Source organism: Streptomyces sp. NBC_00878 (genome assembly GCF_026341515.1).
GTDB lineage: Bacteria > Actinomycetota > Actinomycetes > Streptomycetales > Streptomycetaceae > Streptomyces.
On the sequence record NZ_JAPEOK010000001.1, the window covers coordinates 7,871,039 to 7,885,963 of the forward strand.

Consider the following 14,925-nt stretch of genomic DNA (forward strand, 5'->3'; position numbering starts at 1 on the left):
GCACGCACGTAAAGTCGGCCCATGACCTCTACCGACAGTGCACAGACCCCTGCCGAGACTCCCGCGAAAGCCCCCGCGAAGGACCCCTGGGACCTTCCCGACGTGTCCGGGCTCGTCGTCGGCGTACTCGGCGGCACCGGTCCGCAGGGCAAGGGCCTCGCCTACCGGCTGGCGCGGGCCGGCCAGAAGGTGATCATCGGATCGCGGGCCGCGGAGCGCGCACAGGCCGCCGCCGACGAACTCGGCCACGGAGTCGAGGGCGCCGACAACGCCGAGACCGCGCGCCGCAGCGACATCGTGATCGTCGCCGTGCCGTGGGACGGACACGGCAAGACGCTGGAGTCGCTGCGCGAGGAACTGGCCGGCAAGCTCGTCGTCGACTGCGTCAACCCGCTCGGCTTCGACAAGAAGGGCGCGTACGCGCTGAAGCCCGAGGAGGGCAGCGCCGCCGAGCAGGCCGCCGCCCTGCTGCCGGACTCGCGCGTCACGGCCGCCTTCCACCACCTCTCCGCGGTCCTCCTCCAGGACCCGGAGATCGCGGAGATCGACACCGACGTGATGGTCCTCGGCGAGGAGCGCGCGGACGTCGAGATCGTCCAGGCGCTGGCCGGCCGCGTCCCCGGCATGCGCGGCATCTTCTCCGGGCGCCTGCGCAACGCCCACCAGGTCGAGTCACTGGTGGCGAACCTGATCTCGGTGAACCGGCGGTACAAGGCCCACGCGGGTCTGCGTGTGACCGACGTATAGGCGTGCGGCGGGCCGGGTGTGCGGCGGGCACCGGACGGAGTGCGGCGCGTGCGGGCCGGGTGTGCTGCGCGTGCGGGACGGAGTGTGGTGCGTGCGGGCGGGGCGCGGACGTGGGGGACACTGGACGAAGCAGTGTCCCCCCGACGGGACCGGCCGCGACGGCAGCAACGCCGGCTATGACAGCAACGCCAGGACCGACAAGGAGCCGCACCCATGTCCCGACTCGCCCTCTACGCCCTCGTCGTCTGCCTGCTGGCCACCGCCGCGGCCGTCGTCTCCTTCGTCCAGGGCAGCTGGCTGGGGGTCGTGTGGGTGCTGCTCGCGGGTCTTTCGTCCAACATGACCTGGTACTACCTGCGCCGGGACCGGGCGCGCCGCCGGACGCCGTCCGTCACGGGCTGACCGAGCAGAACTCGTTGGTGTCCGTCCAGAAGCGGTAGAGGTTCTGCCCGCAGTCCGTCCGGAACTCGTCGATGTCCAGGCTGCGCAGGAGCGCGTCGATCACGTCGAAGAACACACCGTTCACCGCCGGGATCCACAGGATGGCGATCACCAGGAGCAGCCCGAAGGGCGCGAGGGGCTCCACCTGGCGGCGGATCTTGTACGACAGCCAGGGCTCGATCATGCCGTAGCCGTCCAGGCCCGGCACCGGCAGGAAGTTCAGCAGCGCGGCCGTGACCTGGAGCAGCGCGAGGAACGCGAGCGCGAACTGGAAGTCCGCCGGTACGCCGTCCAGCGCGTCCAGCCAGAACGGGGCCGTGCAGACCACCGCGAACAGCACGTTCGTCAGCGGGCCCGCCGCCGAGATCAGGCTGTGCTTCCAGCGGCCCTGGATCCGGCTCCGCTCGATCCAGACCGCGCCGCCCGGCAGACCGATACCGCCCATCATCACGAAGATGACGGGCAGCACGATGCTCAGCAGCGCGTGGGTGTATTTGAGAGGGTTGAGGGTCAAATACCCTTTCGCGCCGATCGAGATGTCGCCGCTGTGCAGGGCCGTGCGCGCGTGCGCGTACTCGTGCAGACAGAGTGAGACGATCCAGGCCGCCGTCACGAACAGGAAGACGGCGATACCGGGCTGCTCGGCGAAGCCTGTCCAGGTGGCCCATCCGGTCACCGCGGTGACGGCCACGATCCCGAGGAAGACGGGGCTGATCCGCCGGTCGCTGTGCCGGGTGGTGGCGGTGGTCATGGGGTCGGGCTCCCTGGGGTTCGCTCAGCGGGGTTCATGCTGTTGGGCGTGCCCGACCGTACCGGGCGTATGCGGAAAACGTCTCGCGATCGGCTGTGAGTTCCGGAGAGGGTGGACCCATGAGGTCGTGGCAAGTGATTTTCGAAGGCCGGCGGACGGAGCACGGAGACGGGCACGGAGACGGAGACGGGCACGGGCACGGGGACGGGGGCGGGGGCGGGGGCGGGGGCGGGGACGAGCCGCACGCCGTCGACGGCCGCCCCGAGCGGTTCGGCGCGCATGAACGCCCGACTCCGGCCGCGGCACCCCGTCCCCCGGTCCCGACTAGGGCCCTTCTGATGGATCTCCGCGGCGTCGCGGCGTCTGGCACGCACGCTCGCCGCGTTGCCGAAACGCCCACGTGGCTCCGCCACGAGGGCGCTCCGGCGCCTTGCGATCGCACGCACCAGACGCCGCTCCTTCCTCCACGGAGATCCATCAGAAGGGCCCTAGTCGGGACCGGCGTCCTCGGCGTGCCCGAGATACCGGGCGCCACTCCGCCGGAACCCCGCGACCCGTGCTGAGACCACCGGAGACAATGGACCCCGTGCGCTACCGCATACTCGGCACCACCCAGGCACTCCACCGCGACGGCACCGCCGTCCCGGTCGGCGGGGCACGGCTGCGTGCCCTGCTGACCGTGCTCGCCCTGCGGCCGGGGCGGACCGTGCCCGCGGCCGTCCTCGTCGACGAGGTATGGGGCGCCGGCCCGCCCGCCGACGCCGCGGGCGCTCTGCAGGCCCTGGTGGGCCGGCTCCGCAGGGCCCTCGGCGCGGACGCGATCGGCTCCGCGGAAGGCGGCTACCGGCTGTGCGCGGCGGTCGACGACATCGACCTGTACCGCTTCGAGCGGCTCGCGGGGGAGGGCACCCGCGCACTCGCCGACGGCGACCCCGGCAAGGCCGCCGTCGTCCTCGACGACGCCCTCGCGCTCTGGCGCGGGCCCGCCCTCGCCGACCTCCCGGACCGCACCGCCGAGTCGTCCCGCTGGGAGACCCGCCGCCTCGACGCCCGCCGCGCCCGCCTCACCGCGGCCCTCGCCCTCGGCAGGGCCGAACAGTCCCTGCCCGACCTCACCGCCCTCTGCGACGCCCACCCCCTCGACGAGCCCCTCCAACTCCTGCGCCTGCGCGCCCTGCGCGACGCGGGCCGCACCGCGGAGGCACTGGCGGGCTACGAGTCCCTGCGACAACTCCTGGCCGACCGCCTCGGCACCGACCCGGGACCCGAACTGCGGTCGCTGCACGGGGAGTTGCTGCGCGGGGAGGCCAGGGGAACCGGGGAGGCCGGTGACCGCGGGCACCACGGCCATCGCGGACACAACGGCCACTGGCAGACGCCGTACGGCCACACGCCCGGGCCCACCTCCTTGTCCGGGCCCACCTCCTCGTCCGGGCCCGTTCCCTCGTCCGGGCCCGTTCCCACGCCCGGGCCCGCTCCCGCGTCCGGTAGTCGCGACCGTGCCGCGCCCCTCGGGAACCTCCGCGCCCGGCTCACCTCCTTCGTCGGCCGGGACACCGACCTGGAGACCATCCGCGGGGACCTCGCGGCCGCCCGGCTCGTCACCCTGCTCGGGCCCGGCGGGGCGGGCAAGACCCGGCTGTCGCAGGAGGCGGGCGAGAGCGTCGCCGCGGCCCTGCCCGACGGGGTGTGGCTGGCCGAGCTCGCGCCCGTCGACGACCCCGAAGCCGTGCCCGAGGCCGTGCTCACCGCCGTCGGCGCGCGCGAGACCGTGCTGTACGGCGCCGGCGCCGAGGCCATCCGGGCAGCGGGCAGCGACCGGCACGACGACCCCGTGGACCGGCTCGCCGAGCACTGCGGCAAGCGCCGCATGCTGCTCGTCCTCGACAACTGCGAGCACGTCGTCGACGCCGCCGCCCGCCTCGTCGAGCAGCTTCTCGCACGCTGCCCCGGACTGACGGTGCTCGCCACGAGCCGTGAACCCCTCGGCGTACCGGGGGAGTTGCTCCGGCCCGTGGAGCCGCTGCCCGAGCCGAGCGCGCTGCGGCTGCTCGCCGACCGCGGGGCCGCCGCCCGGCCCGGGTTCCGGGTCGAGGACGACCCCGCGGCGTGCGCCGAGATCTGCCGCCGGCTCGACGGGCTGCCGCTGGCCATCGAGCTGGCCGCCGCCCGGCTGCGGATGTTGACACCGCGTCAGATCGCCGACCGGCTCGACGACCGCTTCCGGCTGCTCACCTCCGGCAGTCGTACCCTCCTGCCCCGCCAGCAGACCCTGCGGGCGGTCGTCGACTGGTCCTGGGACCTCCTCGACGAGGACGAACGGGAGGTCCTGAGCCGGCTGTCGGTGTTCGCCGGCGGCTGCGACCTCGCGGCGGCCGAGGCGGTGTGCGGCCCGGTCGCGCTGGAGGCGCTGGGCTCGCTCGTCGACAAGTCCCTGGTGGTGGCGGCCCCTTCGGGCGCCGGCGGCATGCGCTACCGGCTCCTCGAAACCGTCGCCGAGTACGCGGGCGCCCGCCTCGACGAGGCAGGCCGACGGCGTGCCACCGAGCGCGCGCATCTGACGTACTACCGCGAACTCGCCCGTACCACCGACCCGTTGCTGCGCGGCCCCGGCCAACTCGCCGCCATCGAGCTGCTGGAGCGCGAGTACGAGAACCTGCGCACCGCCCTGCGGCACGCCCTCGCCGAGCGAGACGAACAGGAAGCCCTCAGCCTCGCCCTGTCGCTGGTCGGGTACTGGCAGATGAGGGACGTGCGCATCGAGGCGCGCAACTGGTGTGCCGAGGTCATGGCCCTGGGCCCCGACCCCTTCACCGCCCCTCTGCGCCGCGCCGCCCCGGTCCGGGAGCGCTGCACAGACGTCCCGCCCCCGCTGACCGGCGAACTCCTGGCCGAGGCCCGGCGCGGCGTCCACCTCGCCCATCTCGCCTGCATGGACACCGAGTTGGAGGCCTGGGAGTCACCGCGGGCCAAGGAGAAACTGCGCCTGATCGGTGAGGTCTACGAGCCCGGCTTGCCGCAGACCTGCCGGTCCCCGGGCATGCTCTGGTTCTACGCCGTGATACTGACCGGCAACGTGGACCGGCTGCCCACGATCCTCGACGCCTGCGTCCACACCTGCCGTACCACCCCCGGCATGGAGTGGGAGCTCGCCGCCACGCTCCAGATGCGTGCCAACCTCCTTGCCAACCGCAGCGACTGGGCCGGGGACGCCTCTCGTGACGCCGACGAGTCGCTGGAGATCTTCGCCCGCCTCGGCGACGTCTGGGGCACCGCCGAGGCGCTGTCCGCGCGCGGCGAGGCCCGGGAGCGGGTCGGCGAGTACGCGCTCGCCGCCAAGGACTACGCGGCGGCCACCGAGCAGGCCGAACGGCTGGGCGCCCGCGGCCAGGTGGCGGTGTTGCAGGCCCGGCTCGGCAGCGCGCTCATCGAGGCGGGCGAGGCCGAGCGGGGCGAGCGGCTGCTGCGCGAGGTGATCGAGCGCCGGGACGGCTCGGGCAACGAGGCCATGCCCGCCGCCCGGATGTTCCTCGCGGGCCGACTCGCCACCACCGGCCGGGTCGACGAGGCGCGCGAGCAACTGGTGGTGCTGCGTGAGGAGTTCAGGGCCTCCCACTTCATGATCTTCGATGCCTTCATCCTCGGCGGGGAGGCCTGGCTGGAGGCGGTCGCCGGCGACTACGAGCTCTCCCTGGACAAGATCCGGCAGGCACTCGTGCGGGCCGCCGACCCGCTGTCCAAGGCCATGGCCCCGCACATGGGTCCCCTGTACCTGGCCCTCGCCGCGATCAGCCTCGCCGAGGTCGACGGCGGCCGCCGGGCCCGCGACGGCGCCCGCTGCCTCGGGGCCTCCGTGGCGAAGCTGCTGCCGGGCCACTGCACGACGTCCACGGAGCGCGAGGTGTACGAGCGGGGCGAGCGGCACACCCGCGCGGTACTCGGCGACGCGGCGTACGAGGCCGCGTACGCGGAGGGCGGCGGCCTCTCCCTGGAGGAGGCCACCGCCCTGGTGTGCGGACCCTGACACGCACGGCCTTGGCCCGGGGTCAGCCGGGCCAAGGCCCCTCAAGCCCCCCAGGCACTGGGGAGTCAGCTCTTCGTACGGAACTTGTGGATCGCGACCGGCGCCATCACCGCCGTGATCGCCACCGACCAGCCCAGCGTCACCCACAGGTCGTGCGCGACCGGGCCGCCCACCATCAGCCCGCGGGCCGCGTCCGCGAGCGTGGACAGCGGGTTGTAGTCGGTGAACGCCTGCAGCCAGCCGGGCATCGACGCCGTCGGCGCGAAGATCGACGAGCCGAACTGCAGCGGGAACAGCACCAGGAAGCCCATCGCCTGGACGGACTGCGCGTTCTTGAGGATCACGCCCAGGGTGAGGAACACCCACATGATCGACGAGGCGAACACCGCGGCCAGCCCCACGGCCGCGAACAGACCGGGCCAGCTGTTGATGTCGAACCCGACCAGGACGGCGACGATCATCAGCACGGTCGTCGCGAACAGCATCCGCACCAGCTCCACGGAGACCTTCGCGAACAGCACCGAGCCGCGCCCGATCGGCAGGGACCGGAAACGGTCCATGACTCCGCTGTTGAAGTCCTGGCTGAAGCCGGTGCCGACGCCCTGGGACAGCGTCATGCTCATCATCGCGATCATGCCGGGGATCACGTACTGCACGTACCCGTCCTGGCCGCCGCCCAGGGCCTGCCCGATCGAGCCGCCGAAGACGAACACGAACAGCAGGGTGAAGACGACCGGCATCAGCAGCGCGTCGAACATCGACTCGGGGTCCTGCCGGATCCACAGCAGGTTGCGACGGACGAGGGCGCCGGTGTGGCGCAGATGACCGCGCAACGGGATACGGCCGTCCGCCTTGAGGTCGGCTTTGACGTCGGTCTTGGCGTCGGGGGCGGAAAGAGTGGTGGCGCTCATACGGCGACCTCCTCGCGGTCGGGGGCGGGCGTCACGTCCAGCGGGGCACTGGCGCGGTGGCCGGTGAGGGACAGGAACACCTCGTCCAGGCTGGGCAGTTCGGTGGTGATGGAGGAGAGCGTGATGCCCCGCGCGATGACCGCGCCGACCACGGCGGTCAGCTGCTCGTCGCTGAGGATCGGGACCAGGACGGCACCGCGCTCGGTGTCCACGGTGGAGGCGGCGAGCCCGGTGATGCCCAGCTCGTCGAGCGCGGCGGCGAGGGGCCGCAGCTGCAGCGGATCGACCGGGCGGACCCGCAGGGTGCGGCCGCCGACCTTCGCCTTCAGCTCCTCGATGGCGCCGCCCGCGATGACCTTGCCGTGGTCCACGACGGTCAGCTCGGAGGCGAGCTGCTCGGCCTCCTCCATGTACTGGGTGGTGAGCAGGACGGTGACCCCCTCGCCGACCATGCGCTTGATCTCGGTCCACACCTCGTTGCGGGTGCGCGGGTCGAGGCCGGTGGTCGGCTCGTCGAGGAACAGCACGGCGGGCTGCCCGATCATCGACGCGGCCAGGTCCAGCCGCCGCCGCATTCCCCCGGAGTACGTGCTCGCCGGACGCTTGGCGGCGTCGGTGAGCGAGAAGCGCTCCAGCAGTTCGTCGGCGCGGGCCCGGGCGTTCTTGCGCGGCAGGTCGAGGAGCCGGCCGATCATGTAGAGGTTCTCCCAGCCCGGGAGCTTCTCGTCGACGGAGGCGTACTGCCCGGTGAGACCTATCACCCGGCGCAACTGCCGCGGCTGCCGTACGACGTCGTAGCCGACGACGGTCGCCTGCCCGGCGTCGGGGGAGAGGAGGGTGGACAGGATCCGTACGAGGGTGGTCTTGCCGGCCCCGTTCGGCCCGAGCACACCCATCACGGTGCCCTCACGCACGTCCAGGTCCACGCCGTCCAGTGCCTTGGTCTCGCCGTAGTGCTTGACCAGCCCCCGTACGGAGACGGCGGCGTTTCCGCCGCTGGGGTTCTTGTCGATTCGCGTCATGCCGCCAAGGTGCCACCCGCCACCGACAAACCACCGACACGCTGCCGACAGCACCGACAGCACCGACAGACTCCCGACGAACACCGCAACCATCAGAGCACCGCAACCATCAGAGCACCGCAACCATCAATTGAGGAACCACGACGGCGAGCAACCACGTCCGCGAGAGCGGCGCCGGTTCAGGCGCAAAAAGAGGCAGCCCGCCGACGGGGGAAGATCGGCGGGCTGCCTGGTGCCACAGTGGACTAGTGGACGGAGTGCTCCTCCAGAGGGAACGTTCCGCCGACGACGTCGTCGGCGAAGGCCTTCGCCGCGTCGCCCATGACCTCACGCAGATTGGCGTACTGCTTCACGAACCGAGGCATCTTGCCGCCGGTCAGCCCCAGCATGTCCGTCCACACCAGAACCTGTGCGTCCGTGTCGGGCCCTGCCCCGATCCCGACCGTCGGAATGTGCAGGACCCGCGTCACCTCGGCCGCCAGCTCCGCCGGCACCAGCTCCAGCACCACCGCGAACGCCCCCGCGTCCTGCACGGCCTTGGCGTCCCGCAGCAGCTGCTGGGCGGCTTCCTCGCCGCGGCCCTGGACGCGGTACCCCATCGAGTTCACGGACTGGGGGGTGAGGCCGATGTGCGCCATCACCGGGATGCCGGACTCCACGAGCAGCTCGATCTGGCGGTGCGACCGCTCGCCGCCCTCCAGCTTCACCGCCCCGACCCCGGCCTCCTTCACCAGTCGCGTGGCCGAGCGCAGGGCCTGCACCGGTCCCTCCTGGTACGACCCGAAGGGGAGGTCGCCGACGATCAGGGCGCGCGAGGTGCCCCGTACGACGGCGGCCGAGAGCATGGTCATCTCGTCGAGGGTGACGGGTACGGTCGTCTCGTACCCGAGGTGGCAGTTGCCCGCCGAGTCGCCGACGAGCATGACCGGGATACCGGCCTCGTCGAAGACGGACGCGGTCATCGCGTCGTACGCCGTGAGCATCGGCCACTTCTCGCCGCGCTCCTTGGCGGTGGTGATGTCGCGGACGGTGATGCGACGTGTGCCCTTGCCGCCGTACAGCGCCCTACCGCTGCTGTCGGTGGTCTTCTGGGCAGCCGAAAGCTGCGTCATCGCAACGGCTCCTTCTGTCATCTCGAGGCGCCCTGACGGCGTCCCCGGATCCTCTCCATGGTGGCACCTCGTGCCAGGGAACGGCTAGGGCCTGTCCGGCGGATCACGTCGGAGGATAATCACGGCGCCTGGTAGGCACGGCTGAGCGGGGTCTGGTGCGTGCAGCTGCAAGGCGGAGGAGGGAGTCGACGCGGAGCGTCGGCGAGTGACGACAACGCGGCAGATGGGCGTGCCAGACCCCGCGTCTCCGGCGTGATCCGTCGGACAGGCCCTAGGGGGCACTCGCCCTGCAGGGCTCCCCACTTTCTCGTAAGGTCTCGGTAAAGGGTTTACAATACGAGACGGTCTCGTATCGAATCTCTCTTAGGCTCTTCTCCATGACAACTCCCGCCGTTCCCGCCTCCCGCATACCGGAAGCCGTGCACCGGCGCCGCTGGGCGATCCTCGGTGTCCTGATGCTGAGCCTGCTGATCGTCGTCCTGGACAACTCGATCCTGAACGTCGCGATCAAGACCATCTCGACACCCGCTCCGACCGGCCTGGGGGCCACCCAGAGCGAACTCGAATGGGCCATCAACGCCTACACCCTCGTCTTCGCCGGTCTGCTCTTCTCCGCGGGCCTCCTCGGTGACCGGCTCGGGCGCAAGAAGGTCCTGCTCGGCGGACTCGTCGTCTTCGGTGTCGGCTCGGCGCTCGCGGCCTTCTCCGGCACACCGGTCCAGCTCATCGCGTTCCGCGCGGTGATGGGCCTCGGCGCCGCCTTTGTGATGCCGGCCACCCTCGCCGTCCTGATGAACGTCTTCGAGCGCGACGAACAGCCGAAGGCCATCGGCATCTGGGCGGGCGGCGTCGGCCTCGCCATCGCCATCGGGCCGATCACCGGCGGCGTACTCCTCGACCACTTCTGGTGGGGGTCCGTCTTCCTGATCAACGTGCCGATCGTCCTCATCGCGCTGGCCCTGATGGTCTGGCTCGTCCCCGACTCGCGCGACCCGAAGCCGGGCCGGATCGACCCGGTGGGCGTGGTGCTCTCCGTCATCGGGCTCGTCCTGCTCGTCTACGGCATCATCAAGGGCGGCCAGCTCGCCGACTTCACGGACCCCACGGTCCTCGCGACCATCGGCGCCGGACTCGCCGTACTCGTCGGCTTCGTGGTGTTCGAGAAGCGCAGCAGCCACCCGTCGATCGACGTCACGTACTTCAAGGACAAGGTCTTCTCGGCGGCGATCAGCGCCATCGCGCTCGTGTTCTTCGCGCTGATGGGCGTCACCTTCTTCGCCGTCTTCTACACCCAGAGCGTGCGCGGCTACTCGCCGCTGCAGACCGGCCTGCTGATGCTGCCGCTGGCCGTCGCGCAGCTCGTCTTCGCGCCGCGCGCCCGGCTGGTCGTGGACCGCTTCGGCAACAAGGCCACCACCACCGGCGGCATGCTCCTGATCGCCGCCATGCTGGCCGCGTTCGCCACGCTGGAGGCGGACACGCCGATCTGGATCCTGGAGGTCATCTTCTTCCTGATGGGCACCGGCATGGCGCACATCATGACGCCCACCAGCGTCGTGATCATGCAGGCCCTGCCCCGCGAGAAGGCCGGCTCCGCCTCCGCGCTCAGCAACACGTTCCGCCAGGTCGGCGGCGCCCTCGGCATCGCCGTACTCGGCTCGGTCCTGTCCGCCGCGTACCGCTCGGGCATCGAGGACAAGCTGCCCGCCGCCGCCCGGCACACCGCGGGCGAGTCGATCGAGGCGACGCTCGGCTTCGCGGCGAAGCTCGGCCCGCAGGGTGACGCCCTCGTCGGGCCGGCCCACGACGCCTTCCTGCACGCGATGCATGTCACCGCCCTGTGCGGCGCGGGCGTCGCCGTCGTCGGCGCGGTGGTCGTGGGTCTGTTCCTGCCGGGCCGTACGCCGGCCCCGGACGAGCGGGAGACGGAGTTGGTGAGCGCGGACCAATGAGCTAGGGCCAATTGAGCTCGGGCTGATGGAACTCGGGCTGATTGAACTCGGACCACTGAGCGCGGGCGTTGAGCCGTACGGCGGGATTCGGCCCATCTGGGACGGCGGTGATCCAGCGTCTCGTACAGCGGAGACAATCGACGGGGCGACCGGCCCGAGCGCGGGCCGGTGGAACAGCGGTACGGAAGGGCGGAGCGAGGACGTGGGCGTCGCGGAGCGGGAGGCGGGGGCGGCAGGTGAGGGCGGGGCCGCCAGGGGGCGCCCACGCAGCGAGGCGGTGGAGCGCGCGATCATCGAGGGCGTCATGAGGCTGCTGGAGGAGGGCGTCCCGCTCGCGGACATCTCCATCGAGCGGATCGCCCGTATCGCCGGTGTGGGAAAGGCCACCATCTACCGGCGGTGGAGGGGCCGCGAGGAGCTCTTCTGCGACGTCCTGCGCACCGCGGAACAGCCCGACCCCGAGTTGCCCGGTGTCTCCATGCGCGAGGACCTGATCATCCTGCTCGAATCACTGCGTCAACGCGGCCTGGCCAACCGCTCGTCGGTGATCCTGCACAACGTTCACGCGCAGATGAAGAGCAGCCCCAAGCTGTGGAAGGTGTACCACTCGGCCGTCATCGAACCGCGCCGCCGGATGACCCTCGACGTGCTGCGCCGCGGCCGGCGGAACGGCGAGATCCGCGCGGACATCGACCTCGAACTGATCAACGACATCTTCACCGGCCCCATGCTCGTACGCTCCGTCGTCCGCCCGGACGCCGAACTGGAGGAGGGCCTGTCCGAACTGATCGTCGATACGGTCCTGGAGGGGCTGCGGCCCGGCCGCCCCTGAGGTGCAGCTGAGCCATGGCTGAGCTGCGGTGTGTCGGTGGTTCCCGACTTGAGAGCGCCCAACGGCCCAGGGAATGTGAGCGGTTCGTCACAGAAAAGCTTCGTCATGCGCACAAACGGAACTCCCCACCTCGGCTCGCTCGTCCTCGTGCCCATACGGCCGTCATGCGACGGCGAGAGTGAACGCGATCATCCCCTAGGGTCGTACCCGCGGGGATGGTGGCACGGCAGTTGGTGAGGCGACGCGTATGGCGCAGGCGTACATGACGGAGACGGGCAGTGACGGCCAGGGGCCCGAACGCAGAGGATCCCGGCTTCGGCGCCTGCTCACCTCCCTCCGCAGAGACCGGGGCATCTGGCGGCGCGGCATCATCCTCGCCGTGTGCGCCGTCCTGCTCGCCCTGGTCATGGGGCTGCACACGCAGATCCCGAACACCATCGGCAACCTCGGCAGCCTCACGGACACGTTCCTGCCCTGGGGAGCCATCCTCATCGCGGTGCTGCTCGTCCTCGCGCTGGTCCGCAGGTCCGCGACCGCGCTGATCGCTGTTCTGCTGCCGGCGATCGTCTGGCTCAACCTCTTCGGCGAACTGCTCACCGACCGGACCGGCAGCGGCGGAAACCTGACGGTCGCCACGCACAACGTCAACGCCGACAACCCGGACCCGGCCGGCACGGCCCGCGATGTGGCCGCGTCCGGCGCCGACGTGCTGGCCCTGGAGGAGCTGACGGACTCGGCGGTCCCGGTGTACGAGAAGGCCCTCGCCGCCGGGTTCAAGTACCACTCCGTGCAGGGCACCGTCGGCCTGTGGAGCAAGTACCCGCTGAGCGCGATCAGCCCCGTCGGTATCGAGCTCGGCTGGACGCGCGCGATGCGGGCGACGATCACCGCGCCCGAGGGGAAGCTCGCGGTCTACGTGGCCCATCTCCCGTCCGTACGGGTGAAGTTGGAGGCCGGGTTCACGGCGCGGCAGCGCGACAAGAGCGCCAACGCGCTCGGCGAGGCCATCGCCGACGAGAAGCTCCCGCAGGTCGCTCTGCTCGGCGACCTGAACGGCACGATGAACGACCGCGCGCTGACCGCCGTCACCTCGCAGCTGCGCTCCACGCAGGGTGCGGCGGGCAGCGGCTTCGGGTTCAGCTGGCCGGCGTCGTTCCCGATGGCGCGCATCGACCAGATCCTGGTCAGGGGCGTCGAGCCGGTCACCTCCTGGACCCTCCCGGAGACGGGCAGTGACCATCTTCCGATCGCCGCCCGCGTGAAGCTGTCGGCAACCGACTCGTAACCGTTCCTAGAGACTGAGTGGGAGTGAGTCCTGTTGCCAGGACTGTTGCTCAGCCGTGTGCCCCGAACGGTGTTGGGCACGCTGGTCTCCCGCGTTCGCTCCACGGTCCGGCGGCGCGCATCTGGTGCGTGGTCCGGGTGGGTGGGGGGCGGGTTTCCTCGCGCCGTCGGATATCCGGTCGGGCCTGGGCGGTCCGATGCCCCGCACCATCACTCTGGTGGTGCGGGGGCGGTGCCGTCCGTCGCCGGATCGGATGCCCGAGGGCGCGTCGCCCGATCGCGATGCTCGCTGCATCGTGCCGGGAAATCTTGCGAGTCGGTGTGGTGAGGGGTTTCTGCCAGTGCTGGGCACCCCAGCGGGAGGTGTACGCCGGGTCGACCGCGACGACGGCGATGTCCTGCTCGGCCGCCATCGAGACGAGCCGGGCCTTGAGTTTGGCGGTGGGGAAGCGGGAGAGCAGGCGGCGGAAGCGTTTGTTGCGGCCATGCCTCTCCCGGCTTGTGCCGTCGGTGAAGTCGAGGTCCTCGATAGCGATCGCGGCGGCCCCGCAACGGTGGGTGTAGTGCAGCAGACGACTCAGCGCGTGCCGGAGTTGCGCGTCCCGGTGTTCCGACGTGCCGGTCAGGTCGTAGAAGAAGCGCTGTGGTGCGCCGACCGGGTTGCCGTGCACGTCGAGGCGCCAGGCGGCGAGGTGGTCGTCGTTCATGTCCACCCCCACCACACCTTGGGCGAGGGCCGCCTCCAGCGGCAGCACCGGGGCGGCGGCGCGCTGCCAGGACGCACTGATATACCAGCGTTCGCGTGCCGTGTCGTGGTGGATGCGGTAGGCCACCGCCCGGTTCGCGGTGATCCGGTCACGCCACTCCTGGCCCCGGTGCTGGAACCGTACGGTCGCGTCCAGTACATACCGTCCGTGCGGTGCGTTGGCAAGGTGGGCCAGCGGGGCAGGGAGCTTGAGGGAGAGCTGTCCGGTGTCGGTGATGCGGATGGTTTCGTTGCCGAAGCGTTTGCCGGACTCTCCGTCGGCGGCCAGGAACATCCGCTCCGCCTGCCACTGCTCCCGCCACTCCTGCTCACTCAGCCCGGCCGCCGCCAGGTGGTGGCGGGCGTGGGCGAGGCGCTTGCCGCCACGCACTACATGCACCCGGCCCGCCGCCCAGTCGCGCTCCACCACCGCCAGCCGGTCCTTCAATGCCTGCAGGCGGCGGGACTTGGCATGCCACTCGCCCCGGGAGCCATAGCCGCGCACCAGCCCCTCGCGCTTGTTCGCCCTGGCGCCCAGCGGCCGGGCCAGCCGCGCCTCAACCGTGACGATCTGCCCCCGCAGCCAGCCCAGATACGCGGCCTGCCCGCGCCGCGCCAGCGCCCACTGATCGTGGGTGGCCTTGGTGATACTGCCCGCCCACCGCGCCGACGACTTCCCCGTCAGCGCCCGCTTGCGCACCGCCCACCCAGCCGCATCGTGCGACAAACCCTGCCGGGACCGCTCCGCGAGATCACCCGCGGCCAGCGACCCGAGGAAGACACCGACCTCGGCCAGCACCGCCGCATCCGACTCGCTCACCCGCAGCCGGTCCCGGACAGCCACTCCGGCGGGACCGGGCACCACGAACGACACCGCCAACTCCCGCAGGCCACCCACCCGTTCACCCCCGCCCGGCCGAAGATCCCCGTCACCGCAGTCAACGAGCCCCATCCGCAAAGGTCACCCATTCGACCCAAGAACCTCCGTTCCCCTCCCGAGAACGGCAGCCCACAACACACCCATGACCGAGGAGACCCTCCCGGCACGCAGCAGACAACCGCATCCAGCCCCAGCGCTCACTCACACTCCCCAGAAGCCACTCC

At 71.2% G+C, this 14,925-nt stretch carries 9 protein-coding genes and 2 pseudogenes; 6 read left to right on the forward strand and 5 right to left on the reverse strand.

Annotated elements, in window-relative coordinates; all coding sequences use genetic code 11:
* Window positions 1–21: 21 nt before the first annotated feature.
* Complete coding sequence (gene npdG, locus OHA11_RS34150; RefSeq protein ID WP_266502896.1) at window positions 22–747, forward strand: NADPH-dependent F420 reductase; 726 nt, start codon at window positions 22–24, stop codon at window positions 745–747.
* Window positions 748–923: 176 nt separating this feature from the next.
* Window positions 924–1,149 (forward strand): annotated as a pseudogene (locus OHA11_RS34155) (hypothetical protein).
* Here the strand turns inward: OHA11_RS34155 and OHA11_RS34160 are convergent.
* A complete protein-coding gene (locus OHA11_RS34160) occupies window positions 1,139–1,939 on the reverse strand; it encodes a site-2 protease family protein (protein ID WP_266502897.1) in 801 nt (266 codons plus the stop codon). The pseudogene OHA11_RS34155 and the gene OHA11_RS34160 sit on opposite strands and share 11 nt — an antisense overlap.
* Window positions 1,940–2,516: 577 nt before the next feature.
* Here OHA11_RS34160 and OHA11_RS34165 point away from each other — a divergent pair.
* On the forward strand, window positions 2,517–5,963 hold the full coding sequence (locus tag OHA11_RS34165; RefSeq protein ID WP_266502898.1) for a BTAD domain-containing putative transcriptional regulator: 3,447 nt from the start codon (window positions 2,517–2,519) through the stop codon (window positions 5,961–5,963).
* 65 nt (window positions 5,964–6,028) lie between these two features.
* Here the strand turns inward: OHA11_RS34165 and OHA11_RS34170 are convergent, their stop codons facing one another.
* The 3 genes from OHA11_RS34170 to panB form a co-directional block, all read right to left on the reverse strand.
* A complete protein-coding gene (locus tag OHA11_RS34170; protein WP_266502899.1) occupies window positions 6,029–6,874 on the reverse strand; it encodes an ABC transporter permease in 846 nt (281 codons plus the stop codon).
* Entirely contained in the window at window positions 6,871–7,896 is a 1,026-nt protein-coding gene (locus OHA11_RS34175; protein ID WP_266502901.1) for an ATP-binding cassette domain-containing protein, read from the reverse strand. The genes OHA11_RS34170 and OHA11_RS34175 overlap by 4 nt, the downstream gene beginning before the upstream one ends.
* 245 nt (window positions 7,897–8,141) lie before the next feature.
* Window positions 8,142–9,008, reverse strand: coding sequence for a 3-methyl-2-oxobutanoate hydroxymethyltransferase (gene panB / locus OHA11_RS34180; protein WP_266502910.1), 867 nt, complete (start codon window positions 9,006–9,008; stop codon window positions 8,142–8,144).
* A gap of 377 nt (window positions 9,009–9,385) precedes the next feature.
* Here panB and OHA11_RS34185 point away from each other — a divergent pair, with 377 nt between their 5' ends.
* From OHA11_RS34185 to OHA11_RS34195, 3 genes are all read left to right on the forward strand, one after another.
* Window positions 9,386–10,960, forward strand: coding sequence for an MFS transporter (locus OHA11_RS34185; RefSeq protein WP_266502912.1), 1,575 nt, complete (start codon window positions 9,386–9,388; stop codon window positions 10,958–10,960).
* Window positions 10,961–11,162: 202 nt separating this feature from the next.
* Window positions 11,163–11,792, forward strand: a complete 630-nt coding sequence (locus OHA11_RS34190) for a TetR/AcrR family transcriptional regulator (RefSeq protein ID WP_266502913.1) — start codon at window positions 11,163–11,165, stop codon at window positions 11,790–11,792.
* Between the two features lie 247 nt (window positions 11,793–12,039).
* Window positions 12,040–13,077: an endonuclease/exonuclease/phosphatase family protein gene (locus OHA11_RS34195; protein WP_266502915.1), complete on the forward strand. Its 1,038-nt coding sequence runs from the start codon at window positions 12,040–12,042 to the stop codon at window positions 13,075–13,077.
* Between the two features lie 6 nt (window positions 13,078–13,083).
* Here the strand turns inward: OHA11_RS34195 and OHA11_RS34200 are convergent.
* A pseudogene (locus OHA11_RS34200) lies at window positions 13,084–14,773 on the reverse strand (IS200/IS605 family accessory protein TnpB-related protein).
* Between the last annotated feature and the right edge of the window lie 152 nt (window positions 14,774–14,925).

Bases quoted from the DNA above. Each gene is read 5' to 3' on its own strand.
- OHA11_RS34165 (WP_266502898.1), top strand. From the start codon at position 2,517: ATGGACCCCGTGCGCTACCGCATACTCGGCACCACCCAGGCACTCCAC.
- OHA11_RS34175 (WP_266502901.1), bottom strand. From the start codon at position 7,896: ATGACGCGAATCGACAAGAACCCCAGCGGCGGAAACGCCGCCGTCTCC.
- OHA11_RS34185 (WP_266502912.1), top strand. From the start codon at position 9,386: ATGACAACTCCCGCCGTTCCCGCCTCCCGCATACCGGAAGCCGTGCAC.
- panB (WP_266502910.1), bottom strand. From the start codon at position 9,008: ATGACGCAGCTTTCGGCTGCCCAGAAGACCACCGACAGCAGCGGTAGG.
- OHA11_RS34170 (WP_266502899.1), bottom strand. From the start codon at position 6,874: ATGAGCGCCACCACTCTTTCCGCCCCCGACGCCAAGACCGACGTCAAA.
- npdG (WP_266502896.1), top strand. From the start codon at position 22: ATGACCTCTACCGACAGTGCACAGACCCCTGCCGAGACTCCCGCGAAA.
- OHA11_RS34195 (WP_266502915.1), top strand. From the start codon at position 12,040: ATGGCGCAGGCGTACATGACGGAGACGGGCAGTGACGGCCAGGGGCCC.
- OHA11_RS34160 (WP_266502897.1), bottom strand. From the start codon at position 1,939: ATGACCACCGCCACCACCCGGCACAGCGACCGGCGGATCAGCCCCGTC.